Origin of the sequence: Micromonospora sp. NBC_00421 (genome assembly GCF_036017915.1) — a bacterium.
Classification (GTDB): domain Bacteria; phylum Actinomycetota; class Actinomycetes; order Mycobacteriales; family Micromonosporaceae; genus Micromonospora.
This window is the reverse complement of sequence record NZ_CP107929.1, coordinates 7,049,461-7,063,756: the sequence shown is the minus strand read 5'-3', so window position 1 is coordinate 7,063,756 and position 14,296 is coordinate 7,049,461. Positions and strand designations below refer to the sequence as shown.

Here is a 14,296-nt window from a genome sequence, read left to right as displayed (position 1 = left end):
GGGCGAAGCGGGTGGGCGGGACACGGGCGAGAGGCGGTGCGCGCAGCCGGAGCCAGGCGCCGGAGCCGGAGCCGGGCACGGGAGCTGACGCGAGACACGCGCCGGGTTGGGCTCAGGCGGTGGTGGGGCCGGGAACGGGGGTGTCGGCGAAGGCGGCCACCGTACGGTCGGCGTACGCGCTGACGTCGCCGGTCTCCATCGGGCCGTCCCAGCTGGTCGGCAACGGTAGCGGCACCGCCGGGTTCACCCGCCGGACGATCTCGTCGAGCACCCGCTCGGCGTCGCCCACCCAGAGGTGCTTGGCCCCCGGCACGCCGACCACCTCGGCCTGCGGCACCGCCGCGAAGCGTTCCCGGGCCTCATCGGGGCGCAGGTAGTCGTCGAACTCGGGCACCAGCGCGGTCAACGGCCGGCCCGACTCCGCCCAGACGGCCAGGTCCCCAGGGTTCGAGAAACGCAGCGGCGGGGAGAGCAGGATCGCCCCGGCCACCGCCGGGTCACAGCCGAACTTGAGGGTCAGGTCGGTGCCGAACGACCAGCCGACCAGCCAGATGTTCGGCAGCTCGTGGAACTCGGCGTACTCGATCGCGGCGGCGACGTCGAAGCGCTCGGCCACCGCGTTGTCGAAGGCCCCCTCGCTGGTGCCCCGCACGCTGCTGGTGCCCCTGGTGTTGAACCGGAGCACCGCCAGGTCGGCCAGGGCGGGCAGCCGCCAGGCCGCCTTGCGGAAGACGTGGCTGTCCATCATCCCGCCGTGGGTGGGCAACGGGTGCAGGCAGACCAGGGTGCCCGCCGGCGCCCGGTCGACCGGGCGGGCCAGTTCGCCGACGAGCCGTAGGCCGTCGGCGGTGTGCAGCTCGATGTCCTCCCGGTGGCCGGGCAGGATCGACGACGCGCGGATCGGTGTGCTCACCGCCCAAGTCTGACGCGAAGTCGCCGCGCCCGCCCGCCCGGGGCGGAACCGGGGTGACCCAGATCGCCCACTCGGCAGCGCGCCCGCTGGTCCCGGGAGCCCCAGCGCGGGCGCACCCGCCGGATCGGTCAGCCGTAACGGGAGGCGCCCGCCGGATCGGTCGGCCACACGCGGCGCACCCGCCGGATCGGTCAGCCACAGCACGGCACCCACCGGAACCGGTCAGCCGTAGCGGGGGGCGCCCCGGCCGCGCAGCAGGTTCGGGCCCCGACGGTCGCGGGCCCGCCAGCAGCCGCTGTGCCAGTGCCGCCGGTCGGTGAGATCACCCGTGCCGTCGGCGGGCCAGGCCACCAGGTGCGCCACCCCGGGGCGGATCTCCTGGTCACACCCGGGGCAGCGGTACGTCTTGACCGACGCGCCGCCGCTGATCCCGCGTACCTGCCACTCGCCGTCGCGCCACTGCTGCACCGATTCCACGCCGTGGCGGGCACGGTCGGCGTCCAAGTGGGCGGTGTCCTCGCGGCGGGGACGGTTGCGACGGGGGCTCACCTTGCCAAGGTTACGGTCAGTTCCAGGTGGCCGGCCGGGTGAGGTCGTCCGCCACCACCGCCCCGCCGAGCACCGTCGCCGCGTCCGCCTCGGTGAAGCCCCGGGACGGCCAGCCGAAAAAGGGCCGTCAGGTGGGCCTTCTCCAGCCCGAGCAGCTCCAACCGGCTCAACTGCGGATACAGGTAGGCGGCTCTGCCGTTGATCGTCCGGTTCCCCTCGGTACGGCGGCCGACGATCCCGCTGCGGTACTCCAGCTGCACTTCGAGCCGCCGGTCCGCCGACCCGGTGACGACCAGGAGCACGTCCAGCATGGCCGGGAACTCGGCGACGTCGACCTGGCAACTGTCCAGCCGGCTGTCGGGGGGCAGGGTGGTCAACCGGAGCGGGGAGGCGCATCGGTGCGCCTCGTCCAGCCGCAGCGCGGCCACCGCCGCGCGGAGGGCACCGTCGTCGGCGACGGCGGCGGTGGTGTGTACCCGGGCGTACAGGCCGGGCACCGGCTGCCAGCGCAGGAACCAGCCCGGGTCGCGCGGCGGCACCCGGCGTACCCGCCCGTCGAAGTCGACGGCGGTGGCGGGCCGCTCCGGGTAGGTCGTCCCGTCGTGGAACGTGTCCTCGACGGCGGCCACGTCGGTGCCGAGGTCCACTGCGACCACCCGCCCGCCGGGCAGCTCCAGCCGGCCCCCCTCGACGCCCCTGCGGATGCCCCAGGTGAGCAGCCGGGCCCGCGCCGGGTCGACACCGAAGTGCAACAGCTCGGGATCGGTACCCACCAGGTCGGGGCGGGTGGTCGCCCCGGAAACCCCCTCGACCAGGGGAGGCGCGGCAACCGTCACGGCCGCCGGCTGCTCCCGGCCGTCACCCGGCAGGCCGGTGACCGTGCCGACGCCGAGCACCGCCACCAGGCCCAGCGCGACACCCACCCCGACCCGCCGACGACGACGGCGGGCCCGTCCGCCGGCCATCGCCCGGACGGTCAGCCCGTCGGTGTCCACCGCCCCCTCGGCCCGCTCCCGCAGGGTGTCGCTGATCCGCTGGTCCAGGTCCGGTCACGGCCGGCTCCCGTTCGTCGAGGGGACGCCGAGGCGCTCCCGGAGGTGGGTGAGCGCCCGCATCGCGTGGGTGCGGACGGTGACCGGTGAGCAGTCCAGGATCTGGGCGTTGACAAGCATCCGGCGTACGTACACGTCGGGACGGTCGGTGCGGACGATCCGCCGCCAGTGCACGTACGCCCGGGCCAGCACGTCCTGGGTGAGGTCTTCCGCCCGGTGCGGGTCGCCGGTCAGCAGCCGGGCCAGCCGGACGAGCGCCGGCCCCCGGCTGCTGACGTACTCCTCGAAGGTCACACACGTCAGACGCCGTCACGGGCGTCCGCCGTTGACCCGGATCAGCGTCGGGTGTGCTCGCGGAAACCCCTGCCGGTCCCACGGCCCAGGTAGCCGGCGGTGACCAGGTGTTCCAGCAGCGGCGCGGGGGCTAGGCCCGGCTCGCGCTGCTCCCGGTAGAGCGCCCGCTGGGCGGCCAGCGCCACGTCCAGGCCGATCGCGTCGAGCAGCGCGAACGGGCCCGTCGGGTAACCACAGCCGAGCGTCATCGCGTGGTCGATGTCGTCGGCGGTGGCGTAGCCGGCCTCCACCATCTTCACCGCGTCGTTCAGGTACGGCAACAGCAATGCGTCGACCACGAACCCGGCCCGGTCGTCGCAGACCACAGCGGTCCTGCCGAGCGCGGCGCAGACCGCGCGGGCGGTGGCGGTGGCCTCCGCCGAGGTACGGACGGTGCGGACCACCTCGACCAGCGGTCGCACCGGCGTCGGGCCGACGAAGTGCAGGCCGAGTACGTCGGCGGGGCGTGCGGTGGCCATCGCCACCTCGATCACCGGCAGCGCGGAGGTGGTGGTGGCGAGCAGCACTCCAGGCTTGCAGATCTCGTCGAGGCTGGCGAACAGCGCCCGCTTGACGCTCAGCTCATCGACCACCGCCTCGACCACCAGGTCGACGTCGACGAGCTGCTCCAGCGTGGCCGACCAGGTGATCCGGGCCAGGGCGGCGTCCCGGTCGGCCGGGTCGAGGTCACCGCGGGTGACCTCCTCGTCGAGCGAGGTCCGGACCGCCTCGGCGATCCCGGCGGACGGCTCCGCGCCCCCGCTCACCGGCACCACCTGGTAGCCGGCCCGCGCGAAGACCCCGACGAGACCGCTCGCCATCACCCCCGTACCGATGATGCCGACCCTGGTCACGACTGCGGGGCTCGCAAGCTCACTCCTCGCGCTCCCGACGCCGACCCTGGTCACGACTGCGGGGCTCGCAAGCTCACTCCTCGCGCTCCCGACGCCGACCCTGGTCACGACTGCGGGGCTCGCAAGCTCACTCCTCGCGCTCCCGACGCCGACCCTGGTGAACTCACCTGCGGCGTCGGCGTCGGACGGGGTGGCGGTCGGGGTCAGCTCGTCGGGTACGACCTTCGGCGAGCCCGGCTTCTCGTAGGTGTAGAAGCCGCGTCCGGACTTGCGACCGAGCAGCCCCGCGGTGACCATCTGCTTGATCAACGGCGCCGGGGCGTGCCGACGGTCCCGCCCGCCGCGCCGGTACATCGTGTTCAGGATCTCGTACGAGGTGTCCAGGCCGATCAGGTCCAGCAGGGCGAGCGGACCCATCGGCAGGCCGCAACCGAGCTTCATCGCCGCGTCGACGTCCTCCCGGGTGACGTACCGGGCCTCGAACAGGCTCACCGCGTGGTTGAGGTAGCCGAACAGCAGGGCGTTGGCGATGAAGCCAGCCCGGTCACCGATCGTGACGGCCACCTTGCCGAGCCGGGCGCAGAGCGCCTCGACGTCGTCGACCACGTCGGCGGCGGTGACCACGGTGCGGACCACCTCGACCAGCTTCATCACCGGTGCCGGGTTGAAGAAGTGCAGGCCGACGACCTGCTGGGGTCGGTTGGTGGCGACCGAGATGTCGGTGACACTCAGCGACGAGGTGTTGGTGGCCAGCACGGTGTCGGGCCGGCAGACCCGGTCCAGCTCGGCGAAGAGCCGCTGCTTCAGGTCGAGGCGCTCGGGGACCGCCTCGACCACCAGGTCCACCGAGTGCAGCGCGGCCAGCCCGACCTGGAAGTCGACCCGGGAGTGCAGGACGTCCCGGTCGGCCTCGGCCAGCCTGCCCTTCGCCATCGCCCGGTCGGTCGACCGGGCGAGGGTGGCCCGGCCACGTGCCAGGGCGTCCTCGGAGATCTCCACCGCGACGACGTCGACGCCGTTGCGGGCGAACACCTCGACGATGCCGGCACCCATGGTGCCCAGCCCCACCACGCCCACCCTGGTGAACTCCCGCGCCACGACCGGCCTCCCTGGTTGACTCCGCCGTCGCCGACATGAACGAACGCTAAGGTTATCCGCCGGAGTCTGCCACGCGGCGGCACGCCGTCGCGACGCGGGCGGGATTTGCCGCACCCCGCAGCGGCATCCGGCCCGGCCGCTCCCCCGCCCCGGGGCCGACGCCTGCCGCTCCCCCTCGGGCCACCGGGTCGGCCCGGCAGGCGGAACCATCGGCCAGGGACGCGCGGCCGTCGGCCCGGTCAGGGCGCGGCGACCGCCCCGGTCAGGGCCAACAGCTCGGCGACGAACTCGGCGGGTCGCTCCAGGTGCGGGCTGTGCCCGCAGTCCGGCAGGGCCACCTCCCGGTAGCTGCCCCCGGCGGCGGCGTACCGCTCCAGCACCGCCCGGGTCTGGCCGATCATCGGCTGTGGTGGGCACGCCTGCTCACCCGGCCACCCGGGCACCACCCCCAACGAGCCCAGGTACGCCAGGTCGAACAGCGAGGTGTCGGAGACGATCACGTCGGCCTCACCGCGTACCCAGGTCACCGGCGGCTTGACCGCGACGGCGACCAGCTCGTCGGCGATCCGGAAGTGGGCCGGGGCCAGCGCGTTGAGCACCCCCCGGTCGCCGGCCGCGACGCCCGGCCAGTGCGGCGAGGGCACGGCGGTGCCTGGGTAGTTGTCGTCGCCGGTGGCGGTGGAGAGCAGGCTGTCGAGCAACAGTTCCTCGTCCTCAACCAGGCAGGCCGGGTCCGCCACGTAGCCGGCCCGCAGCACGGCGCGGGGGGAGGTCGAGGCGTCCACCCCCCGGTCACCGGCGGCGAGCCGGGCCACGAAGTCGGCGTTGGCGGTGCCCGCCCCGGTGCCGGCGAAGTCGGGGGTGGTCGGGGTGCCGGCGAGATCCCGGGTCCCCCCGAAGCCGTACGGGGAGACCGGCGCCTCCAGCAACAGCGCGCCCACCCGGTCGGGTCGGTCGACGAGCAACCGCATCGCCACTCCCCCGCCGAGGGAGTGCCCGACCACCACCGGACGCGCCCCGACGGCGAACAGTCCCGGGGTGTCGAGCAGGGCGGCCACGTCGTCGGCGAAGTCGGCCAGGCCCCGGCGGGCGTCGACCGGGGCGGTCTGCGTACCCCCGTAGCCGCGCAGGTCCGGGGCGACCACCCGCAGCGTCGCCGGCAGACGGCGCAGCAGTGGCACCCAGAAGGCCGACGACGAGCCGTTGCCGTGCACCAGCAGCACCGGCGTCCCGTCCGGTGGCCCGGCCACCCGGATGTGCTGGGTGATGCCGTTCGCGGTCACGGTGCGCTGCGCGATCTCCATCCGCGGCATGCTGCCACGGCAGGCCGGTCGGGTCCATGGGCCACCTCCCCGCGCCCCGCGCCACACCCGGCCCACCGGGCCGCCCGCAACATCAATGTTGTAGTGGCCTCGTAGCTGGAGGTTGCCACTACAACATTGATCGAGCACGATCTTGAGCCACGGGGCGGGGTGGGGCCGGAGCCGGTGACCCCATCCGGGGCAGCCGCGCCGTCAGGCGTCGACGCCGCTCCGGATGGAAGCGGCGGGTAGGGCGTCGGTCGGGCCGGGGGCGCGCGGTGGCAGCGGCAGCGTCGGCCGGTGGTCCCGACGGCCACCGGTGCCGCCGGTGAAGCGCAGACCGACCGGGTCGGTGGTGGCCAACCCCGGATCGAAGTAACGCAGTTCGGTACGGCCCAGCCGGATCACGTCGCCGTCGGTGAGCGGCTCGGCGTCGGTGATCCGCCGGTCGTTGAGCCAGGTGCCGTTGGTCGACCCCAGGTCGGCCAGGACCACCCCGCCCTCGGTCAGCCGCACCTCGGCGTGCCGCCGACTCAGGTGCGCGTCAGCCACCGCGATGTCGGCGGTCGGCGCCCGGCCGATCACCTGCGGTTGGGGCCGGACGCGGAAGCTCGCTCCCCGCATCGGCCCGCCGGCAACCGTCAACAGCGGCATCAGTTCCGGATGATCCTGCATGGACAGTCAGCTCCCCACCCACCGTCGCCCCACGGTCAGCCTGCCAGCTCCGTGTGATCAGCTCACCACCCACCCGGTCATCTCCGCGACCCCTGCCGGACATCCACCGTCCACCGAACAGGCGGCGACCGGGAGTCGTAGCCGAACAAGGCTCACAACTACCAGCCGGTAGCTTCCGGGTCTAGACTTCCGCCATGACGGCTGTGCAGGTCCCGGGTGTCCCGGTCATCTCCGAGGGTCGGCTGATCTCGACCAGCCCGGCCACCGGCGCCGAGGCCGGCAGCCTGCCGGTCGCCACCACCGAGGAGGTGGAGCGCGCGGTCGCCCGCGCCCGGACGGCCGGGCAGTGGTGGGCCGGGCTCGGCTTCGACGGTCGCCGCACCCGGCTGCTGCGCTGGCGGGCGCTGCTCGCCCAGCGGATCGAGGAGCTGGCCGAGCTGATCCACGTCGAGGGCGGCAAGCCGGTCGGCGACGGGGTCGTCGAGGTCCTCACCGCCATCGAACACATCGACTGGGCGGCCCGCAACGCCCGCCGGGTGCTGGGGCCGCGCCGGGTCCGTTCCCGGCTGATCCTCGCCGAGTTCTCCGGCCACCTGGAATACCAACCGCACGGCGTGGTCGGGGTGATCGGCCCGTGGAACTATCCCGTCTTCACCCCGATCGGCTCCGCCGCGTACGCGCTGGCCGCCGGCAACGCGGTCGTCCTCAAGCCCAGCGAGTACACCCCGGTGGTCGGCCAGTGGCTGGTCGACACGTTCGCCGAGGTGGTGCCGGAGCAGCAGGTGTTCACGGCGGTGCACGGCCTGGGCGACGTCGGCGCGGCCCTGTGCCGCTCGGGCGTGGACAAGCTGGCCTTCACCGGCTCCACGGCGACCGCCCGCAAGGTGATGGCGGCCTGCGCCGAGTCGCTGACCCCGGTGCTGTTGGAGGCCGGCGGCAAGGACGCGATGATCGTGGCCGCCGACGCCGACCTGGACGCCGCCGCCGAGGCGTGCGTCTGGGGCGCGCTCACCAACGCCGGTCAGACCTGCATCGGCATCGAACGGGTCTACGCGGTGGCGTCGGTCCACGACGAGTTCGTCGGCAAGGTGGTCGCCCGCGCCGAACGGCTGACCGTCGGCGCGGACGGGGCCGACCTCGGTCCGATCACCATGCCGAGCCAGCTCGACGTGATCCGTCGGCACATCGAGGACGCCATCGCCGCCGGAGGGCGGGCGGTGCTCGGTGGTCCGGCCGCCGTACAGCCGCCGTACGTGCACCCGACCGTACTGGTGGACGTCCCCGAGTCCGCCTCGGCCATCCGCGAGGAGACCTTCGGGCCGACCGTGACCATCAGCCGGGTCGCCGACGCCGACGAGGCCGTACGCCGGGCCAACGCCCTGCCGTACGGCCTGGGTGGTTCGGTCTTCGGCCGGCGCGACGCGGTGGCCATCGCCCGGCGACTGCGCTCGGGGATGGCCTCGGTCAACTCGGCGCTGACCTTCGCCGGCATGTCCACGCTGCCGTTCGGCGGGGTGGGCGACTCGGGCTTCGGCCGGATCCACGGCGAGGACGGGCTGCGCGAGTTCGGCCGGGCCAAGTCGATCACCAGGCGACGGGCCCGGTCGCTGCTGCCCTCGATGACCTTCGAGCGGACCCCGACCGACGTGGCCCGCCTCGTCAAGGTCACCAAGGCGCTCTACGGCCGACGCTGACCCCGCCCGCACTGCGGAACGCCGACGTGGGCGGAATGCCACAGCGCGCCGACGCGGGCGGAATGCCACAGCGCGCCGACGCGGGCGGAATGCCGCAGCGCGCCGACGACCGGTCAGAAGAGGGTCAGCTCGTCGCGCACGATGCCGCGCAGCCGGTCGTAGTCGACTACCACGCAGCGGATGCCCCGGTCGGTGGCGAGGACCCGGGCCTGCGGCTTGATCTCCTGGGCGGCGAAGACGCCGGTCACCGGGGCGAGCAGCGGGTCCCGGTTCATCAGTTCGAGGTAGCGGGTGAGCTGCTCGACCCCGTCGATGTCGCCACGCCGCTTGACCTCGACGGCGACCGCACCGGAGTTGGCGTCCCGGCAGAGCAGGTCGACCGGGCCGATCGCGGTCATGTACTCGCGCCGGACCAGGGTGAAGCCGGTCCCGAGGGTCTCCGGGTTGGCGGCCAGCAGCTCCTGCAGGTGCGCCTCGACGCCGTCCTTGCGCAGCCCCGGGTCGACCCCCAGCTCGTACGAGGTGTCCTGGAAGATCTCCGCCAGGTTGATCCGCAGCTCCTCGCCGGCCTTGTTGACCACCCGCCACACGCCGGGGGCCTCCTCCAGCCGACAGGGCGGGCTCATCCAGTTCAACGGTTTGTACGCCCGGTCGTCGGCGTGGATCGACACCGACCCGTCCGCCTTGACCATGAGCAGGCGGGTGGCCAGCGGCAGGTGCGCCGAGAGCCGTCCGACGTAGTCCACCGAGCACTTCGCAATCACCAGACGCACCCGACGAGGGTAGCCGAGGACCGGTCGGTCACCGTCGAGCGGCACTGGCGCGCCGGTGCGATGCTGAGATGGTGCTCGAAGTCCTCACCGGTACCGGCCTCGCCGCCTCGGCGGGCCTCAACGCCTACATTCCCCTGCTCACCATGGGCCTGCTCGCCCGCTACACCGGCCTGATCGACCTGCCGAGCGGCTGGCAGTGGCTCGGCAACGGTTGGGTCCTGGCGATCCTCGCGGCGCTGCTCGCGGTCGAGGTCGTCGCCGACAAGGTGCCGGTGGTCGACCACGTCAACGACGTCGTGCAGACGGTGGTCCGCCCCACCGCCGGCGGCCTCGCCTTCGGCGCCGGGTCGGGCTCCGAGACGGTGACGGTGAGCGACCCGGGCGGGTTCTTCACCTCCCACCAGTGGGTGCCGGTGGCCGCCGGTGTCGCCATCGCGCTCGGGGTGCACCTGTTCAAGGCGGCGGCCCGGCCGGTGGTCAACGCGACCACGGCGGGCTTCGGCGCCCCGGTGGCCAGCACCGCCGAGGACGCGACGAGCGTGCTGATGTCCCTGGTGGCGATCATCCTGCCGGTGCTGGTGCTGGCGTTCCTGCTGGGCATGGTGGCGTTCGTGGTCTGGTTCCTACGGCGACGCCGGGGCCGCCGCCAGGAACGCGAGGCGGCACGCGCCGCCGGCTACCGGGTCTGACCCACCCCCCGCGCACGTCGATGGCCGGCACCCCGGGCGGGGTGCCGGCCAACGGCGTCATGTGCGGGTGCGGGTGGGTCAGCTGTTCCAGTGCTCGGCGACGAGGTCGGCGGCCTGCTGCTCCCACTGGGCGTAGTGGTCGGGGTAGGCCGAGACCTGGACGGTCTGGGCGGCCTTGGTCAGCGGCATGTCCTGCCAGCCGTCGACCTGCTTGAGGCCCTTGAGGAACGCGGTGGTGGCGTACTCGGGGTCGGTGATCTGCTCGACCGTGCCCCAGCCGGACGACGGGCGCTGCTGGAACAGGCCCTGCGAGTCGTGGTCGTTGCGGTCGCCCAGGTGGCCCAGGTTCTCCAGCTTGGACTCCTGGAGGGCGGTGGCGATGGAGATGACCGCGGCCCGCTCGTCCAGGCCCGACTTCTTGGTCGCGGCGATGATCGCCCTGACGTTGGCGGTCTGCTCGTCGTCCAGGTCGATGCGGGACTGGTCGCCCTGCACACCGTGCGGGATCAGCTTGCCCTTGTCCACCGCCGGCTTGTCGGCCTGCACCACGGCCACGGTGTGGTCGGTGCCGGTCGACTCGGCCGTGCCGTGGTTCAGCGGGCCGGCGGCGAGGCCACCGGCGACGGCCAGACCGGCGATACCGAGAACGCTCTTACGCAGGATGGTGGTCTTCATGGGGGATGCTCCTTCGAGGGGGTCGACGCCACCCGGCCGATCGGGGGACCGGACCACCGGACGCAGCCGGTGGGCGGGGGCGTAAGCACCACGACGAGGCGCTCATACGGAGGAAGTCCATAGGTCTCCGGCGGGCCTTGCCGCTCGCGCCGGAACCATGTGTAACGACCGGGGGCCCCACGTCATTCCGGGGCGCTGCCCACCTCCGGGCTGGCCGGGCGGGGTGCTGCTGCGGTCGTACGGTGGGTGTAACGACTGCGGGCCGGCCGGGATTCCGCCGCCAGGGTGTCCCCGGTCACCGGACGCCCACCCCGGACCACCCCGATCCGGGGCACCCGGGCCGGGACCGCCCGCACCGATCCGACCGCCCGGGACATCCGCCGACATCCGGGACATTCCGCGATCTCGGCGCACTCGGGGGTACGCCGCAGTCTTCGGGACTCGCCCGGCGACGTCGGAGCACCGCCGGGCGGCGGCGCTGGCTCCGAACCGGGCGATCCTCGGCGGAACCCCACGCGTCCGCTGACCAGATGCCTAAGATTGCGGCATATACGCCGAAAGGGAGGTTGTCATGACCACAGCGATGGAAATGCCCCGGGTTCAGGAGTGCGCGGCCTCGTCCTGCGCCTACAACCACACCAACGACTGCCACGCGTTCGCCATCACCATCGGCAGCAGCGACCACGCCCACTGCCACACGTTCGTGGAGTCACCGATCCGCGGCGGCCTCGACCAGCTCGTCGCCCAGGTCGGCGCGTGCAGCCGGGCCGACTGCCGGCACAACGCGGAGCTGGAGTGTCACGCCCCGGCGATCACCGTCGGCCCGGACAACGACCTCGCCGACTGCATGACCTACCAGAGCCGCTGACCACCCCCGCCGCCGACGACACCACACCACCACACCCCCCGCTGCCGCCCAGGTCGGCTTGGTCGCACACTGGACGTCATGGATGACGAGCTCGCGATCTCCGTACGGGGACTGCGCAAGGCGTACGGCGACAACGTCGCGGTGGCGGGGGTGGACCTGGACGTCCGCCGGGGCGAGGTGTTCGCCCTGCTCGGCCCCAACGGCGCGGGCAAGACCACCACCGTGGAGATCCTGGAGGGCTACCGGCAGCGCGACGCCGGCGAGGTCAACGTGCTCGGCAACGACCCGGCCCGGCCAGCGGCCGACTGGCGGTCCCGGGTCGGCATCGTGCTCCAGGGCACCGGCGAGTTCGACGAGCTGACCGTCGGCGAGGTGGTCAGGCACTTCTCCGGCTTCTATCCCGACGCGGACGACCCGGACAAGGTCGTCGAGCGGGTCGGGCTGGGGGCCAAGGCGAGGGCCCGCACGCACACCCTCTCCGGCGGACAGAAGCGCCGGCTCGACGTGGCGCTGGGCATCATCGGCCGCCCCGAGCTGCTCTTCCTCGACGAGCCCACCACCGGCTTCGACCCGGAGGCCCGGCGCGAGTTCTGGGAGCTGATCCGGGACCTCGCCGCCGCCGGCACCACCATCGTGCTCACCACCCACTACCTGGACGAGGCCGAGTCGCTTGCCGACCGGGTCGGGGTGATCGCCGCCGGCCGGCTGGTAGAGGTGGCCCCACCCGACCGGCTCGGCAACCGGCAGGACGCCCTGGCGACAGTCTCCTGGCGTACCCCGGACGGGACGCCGGAGTCGGCGCAGAGTGCGACGCCGACGGCGCTGGTGGCGGAGCTGGCCGCGCGATACGGCGGTGAGGTGCCCGGTCTCACGGTGACCCGGCCGACCCTGGAAGACGTCTACCTGAGCATGATCGGACACTGATGACGACCAGCACGAGGCCGGCGACCCCGGTCCCCACCAGTGGCGGCCGACGGATCGGGCCGGGGGCGCTCGCCCTGCGCCAGGGTCGGCTGGAGATCACCCAGTTCCTGCGCAGCAGGGAGTCCGTCGTCTTCACGATGGGCTTCCCGATCATCATGATCCTGATCTTCGCGTCGATCTTCGACGGGACGATCGGCGGCGGGGTGAAGTTCACCCAGTACTTCATCACCGGCATGATCGCCACCGGCCTGATGACGGTGAGCTTCCAGAACCTCGGCATCTGGATCCCGATCGAGCGGGACCGGGGCGTGCTCAAGCGCTACCGGGGCACCCCGATGCCAAAGTGGGTCTGGTTCGCCGGCAAAGTGATCATGGTGGTGGCGATCGGCATCGCCGAGACCGCGCTGCTGCTGGCGGTCGCCGTGGCGCTGTTCGACCTCGACCTGCCGGCCACCGCCGGGAAGTGGTTCACCTTCGGTTGGGTCGCCGTGCTCGGGGTGACCGCCTGCACCCTGTGCGGGATCGCCATCTCGTCGCTGGCCCGCACCGCGCGCAGCGGCTCGGCGGTGGTCACCCCGGTCTCCCTGGTGCTCCAGTTCATCTCCGGGGTGTTCTTCGTCTTCACCGACCTGCCCACCTGGATGCAGCAGGTGGCCGCGCTGTTCCCGCTCAAGTGGATGTGCCAGGGGCTGCGCGCGGTCTTCCTGCCGGCGAGCTTCGGCGCCCAGGAACCCGGCGGCTCCTTCGAGCTGGGCCGGGTCGCCCTGGTCCTGGCGCTGTGGTGCGTGATCGGCCTGGTCCTCTGCCTGACCACCTTCCGCTGGACCACCAAGCGCGACGGCTGACCCGCCGCCCCCGGCGTCCCGCCGGCCCCACGCCGCGCCGGGCGGGGCCGGGGCGGGACGTGATCGACACAGTTGCGCCGATACTGCGGTATCCGCTGGTGCGGATACCGCAGTATCGGCGACATTACGACCGGGCTACGCCGGCCGGGTCGGCTCAGTAGGAGTAGAAGCCCTGGCCGGTCTTGCGGCCCAGGTCGCCTGCGGTCGCCATCCGCTGGAGCAGCTCCGGCGGGAAGAACTTCTCGTCGGCGGTGTCGGTGTAGATGTTCTTCGTGGCGTTCAGCAGGACGTCCACGCCGGTCAGGTCGACAGTGGCCAGCGGACCCATCGCGTGACCGAAGCCCAGCTTGCAGGCGGTGTCCAGGTCCTCGGCCGACATCACCCCGGACTCGACCAGCCTGACCGCCTCCATGGCCAGAGCGCAGATCAGCCGGGTGGTGACGAAGCCGGCGATGTCCCGGTTGACCACCACCACCGTCTTGCCGATCTCCTCGGCGAACGCCTTCGCCGTGGCGATGGTGGCGTCGCTTGTCTTGTAGCCGCGGACCAGCTCGCAGAGCTTCATCATCGGCACCGGGGAGAAGAAGTGGGTGCCGACGACCGACTCCGGCCGCTCGGTGACCACGGCGATCTGGGTCACCGGGATGGCCGAGGTGTTTGTCGCCAGCACCGCGTCGGCCCGGCAGATCCTGTCCAGCGCGCGGAACACCTCGTGCTTGATCTCGATCTTCTCGAAGACCGCCTCGACCACCACGTCCGCGTCGGCCGCCGCCTCCAGTTCGGTGGTCGGGGTGATCCGGGCCAAGGTCGCCTCGACCTCGGACGGGTCGATCTTGCCCTTCTCGGCGAACTTCGCCAGCGACTTCCGGATCCCGGCCAGGCCCCGGGCGGTGGCTGCGTCGTCCACGTCCCGCAGCGTCACCTGCCAGCCCGCCTGCGCCGCCACCTGGGCGATGCCGGAGCCCATCAGCCCGGCCCCGACGACCGCGAGTCGACCCGCCATCTGCTTCTCCCTCGCTGCGATTGAGTGTCTGCCAGCACCCTAGTAGGCGG

At 72.8% G+C, this 14,296-nt stretch carries 15 protein-coding genes and 2 pseudogenes; 5 read left to right on the top strand and 12 right to left on the bottom strand.

The features are described 5' to 3' along the window. Positions 1 to 112 precede the first annotated feature (112 nt). The 8 genes and pseudogenes from OHQ87_RS30520 to OHQ87_RS30485 all read right to left on the bottom strand — a co-directional run bounded on the left by OHQ87_RS30520 (position 113) and on the right by OHQ87_RS30485 (position 6,775). Positions 113 to 913 (bottom strand): alpha/beta hydrolase, encoded by an 801-nt coding sequence (locus tag OHQ87_RS30520; RefSeq protein WP_328343501.1) that lies wholly within the window; start codon positions 911 to 913, stop codon positions 113 to 115. A 222-nt stretch (positions 914 to 1,135) separates the two neighbouring features. Further along, complete coding sequence (locus tag OHQ87_RS30515; RefSeq protein WP_328343500.1) at positions 1,136 to 1,462, bottom strand: hypothetical protein; 327 nt, start codon at positions 1,460 to 1,462, stop codon at positions 1,136 to 1,138. Next, complete coding sequence (locus OHQ87_RS30510) at positions 1,459 to 2,457, bottom strand: hypothetical protein (RefSeq protein WP_328343499.1); 999 nt, start codon at positions 2,455 to 2,457, stop codon at positions 1,459 to 1,461. Before OHQ87_RS30510 ends, OHQ87_RS30515 begins: the two co-directional genes overlap by 4 nt. 54 nt (positions 2,458 to 2,511) lie before the next feature. After that, positions 2,512 to 2,808, bottom strand: coding sequence for a sigma factor (locus OHQ87_RS30505; RefSeq protein ID WP_328343498.1), 297 nt, complete (start codon positions 2,806 to 2,808; stop codon positions 2,512 to 2,514). Positions 2,809 to 2,849: 41 nt separating this feature from the next. After that, a pseudogene (locus tag OHQ87_RS30500) lies at positions 2,850 to 3,692 on the bottom strand (3-hydroxyacyl-CoA dehydrogenase family protein); the annotation flags it as partial. A 180-nt stretch (positions 3,693 to 3,872) separates the two neighbouring features. Continuing rightward, positions 3,873 to 4,799 (bottom strand): annotated as a pseudogene (locus OHQ87_RS30495) (3-hydroxyacyl-CoA dehydrogenase family protein); the annotation flags it as partial. 239 nt (positions 4,800 to 5,038) lie between these two features. Continuing rightward, positions 5,039 to 6,103 (bottom strand): alpha/beta fold hydrolase, encoded by a 1,065-nt coding sequence (locus OHQ87_RS30490; protein WP_328343497.1) that lies wholly within the window; start codon positions 6,101 to 6,103, stop codon positions 5,039 to 5,041. A 210-nt stretch (positions 6,104 to 6,313) separates the two neighbouring features. Continuing rightward, positions 6,314 to 6,775 carry an FHA domain-containing protein gene (locus tag OHQ87_RS30485; protein ID WP_328343495.1) on the bottom strand — a complete coding sequence of 154 codons (462 nt, stop codon included), beginning with the start codon at positions 6,773 to 6,775 and terminating at the stop codon, positions 6,314 to 6,316. A 194-nt stretch (positions 6,776 to 6,969) separates the two neighbouring features. Here OHQ87_RS30485 and OHQ87_RS30480 point away from each other — a divergent pair, with 194 nt between their 5' ends. Beyond that, positions 6,970 to 8,469 (top strand): aldehyde dehydrogenase family protein, encoded by a 1,500-nt coding sequence (locus OHQ87_RS30480; RefSeq protein WP_328343493.1) that lies wholly within the window; start codon positions 6,970 to 6,972, stop codon positions 8,467 to 8,469. Positions 8,470 to 8,582: 113 nt separating this feature from the next. On the opposite strand, the gene nucS is transcribed toward OHQ87_RS30480, so the two are convergent. Further along, complete coding sequence (gene nucS, locus OHQ87_RS30475) at positions 8,583 to 9,242, bottom strand: endonuclease NucS (protein WP_328343491.1); 660 nt, start codon at positions 9,240 to 9,242, stop codon at positions 8,583 to 8,585. A 71-nt stretch (positions 9,243 to 9,313) separates the two neighbouring features. Here nucS and OHQ87_RS30470 point away from each other — a divergent pair, with 71 nt between their 5' ends. Then, positions 9,314 to 9,931 (top strand): DUF4126 domain-containing protein, encoded by a 618-nt coding sequence (locus OHQ87_RS30470; RefSeq protein WP_328349075.1) that lies wholly within the window; start codon positions 9,314 to 9,316, stop codon positions 9,929 to 9,931. Positions 9,932 to 10,009: 78 nt separating this feature from the next. Here OHQ87_RS30470 and OHQ87_RS30465 read toward each other — a convergent pair whose 3' ends face one another. Both OHQ87_RS30465 and OHQ87_RS30460 read right to left on the bottom strand, forming a co-directional pair. Then, positions 10,010 to 10,606, bottom strand: coding sequence for a hypothetical protein (locus OHQ87_RS30465; protein WP_328343489.1), 597 nt, complete (start codon positions 10,604 to 10,606; stop codon positions 10,010 to 10,012). Positions 10,607 to 10,788: 182 nt separating this feature from the next. Beyond that, positions 10,789 to 10,983, bottom strand: a complete 195-nt coding sequence (locus OHQ87_RS30460) for a hypothetical protein (protein WP_328343487.1) — start codon at positions 10,981 to 10,983, stop codon at positions 10,789 to 10,791. Positions 10,984 to 11,177: 194 nt separating this feature from the next. Here OHQ87_RS30460 and OHQ87_RS30455 point away from each other — a divergent pair, with 194 nt between their 5' ends. The 3 genes from OHQ87_RS30455 to OHQ87_RS30445 all read left to right on the top strand — a co-directional run bounded on the left by OHQ87_RS30455 (position 11,178) and on the right by OHQ87_RS30445 (position 13,243). Continuing rightward, positions 11,178 to 11,474, top strand: coding sequence for a DUF1540 domain-containing protein (locus OHQ87_RS30455; protein ID WP_328343485.1), 297 nt, complete (start codon positions 11,178 to 11,180; stop codon positions 11,472 to 11,474). Positions 11,475 to 11,552: 78 nt separating this feature from the next. Beyond that, entirely contained in the window at positions 11,553 to 12,398 is an 846-nt protein-coding gene (locus tag OHQ87_RS30450) for an ABC transporter ATP-binding protein (RefSeq protein WP_328343483.1), read from the top strand. Continuing rightward, positions 12,398 to 13,243, top strand: a complete 846-nt coding sequence (locus OHQ87_RS30445) for an ABC transporter permease (protein WP_328343481.1) — start codon at positions 12,398 to 12,400, stop codon at positions 13,241 to 13,243. Before OHQ87_RS30450 ends, OHQ87_RS30445 begins: the two co-directional genes overlap by 1 nt. Positions 13,244 to 13,397: 154 nt before the next feature. Here the strand turns inward: OHQ87_RS30445 and OHQ87_RS30440 are convergent, their stop codons facing one another. After that, positions 13,398 to 14,246, bottom strand: coding sequence for a 3-hydroxyacyl-CoA dehydrogenase family protein (locus tag OHQ87_RS30440; protein WP_328343479.1), 849 nt, complete (start codon positions 14,244 to 14,246; stop codon positions 13,398 to 13,400). Positions 14,247 to 14,296: the final 50 nt, after the last annotated feature.

Bases quoted from the DNA above. Each gene is read 5' to 3' on its own strand.
- OHQ87_RS30490 (WP_328343497.1), bottom strand. From the start codon at position 6,103: ATGGAGATCGCGCAGCGCACCGTGACCGCGAACGGCATCACCCAGCAC.
- OHQ87_RS30485 (WP_328343495.1), bottom strand. From the start codon at position 6,775: ATGCAGGATCATCCGGAACTGATGCCGCTGTTGACGGTTGCCGGCGGG.
- OHQ87_RS30480 (WP_328343493.1), top strand. From the start codon at position 6,970: ATGACGGCTGTGCAGGTCCCGGGTGTCCCGGTCATCTCCGAGGGTCGG.
- OHQ87_RS30465 (WP_328343489.1), bottom strand. From the start codon at position 10,606: ATGAAGACCACCATCCTGCGTAAGAGCGTTCTCGGTATCGCCGGTCTG.
- OHQ87_RS30460 (WP_328343487.1), bottom strand. From the start codon at position 10,983: ATGTCCCGGGCGGTCGGATCGGTGCGGGCGGTCCCGGCCCGGGTGCCC.
- OHQ87_RS30455 (WP_328343485.1), top strand. From the start codon at position 11,178: ATGACCACAGCGATGGAAATGCCCCGGGTTCAGGAGTGCGCGGCCTCG.
- OHQ87_RS30450 (WP_328343483.1), top strand. From the start codon at position 11,553: ATGGATGACGAGCTCGCGATCTCCGTACGGGGACTGCGCAAGGCGTAC.
- OHQ87_RS30445 (WP_328343481.1), top strand. From the start codon at position 12,398: ATGACGACCAGCACGAGGCCGGCGACCCCGGTCCCCACCAGTGGCGGC.
- OHQ87_RS30440 (WP_328343479.1), bottom strand. From the start codon at position 14,246: ATGGCGGGTCGACTCGCGGTCGTCGGGGCCGGGCTGATGGGCTCCGGC.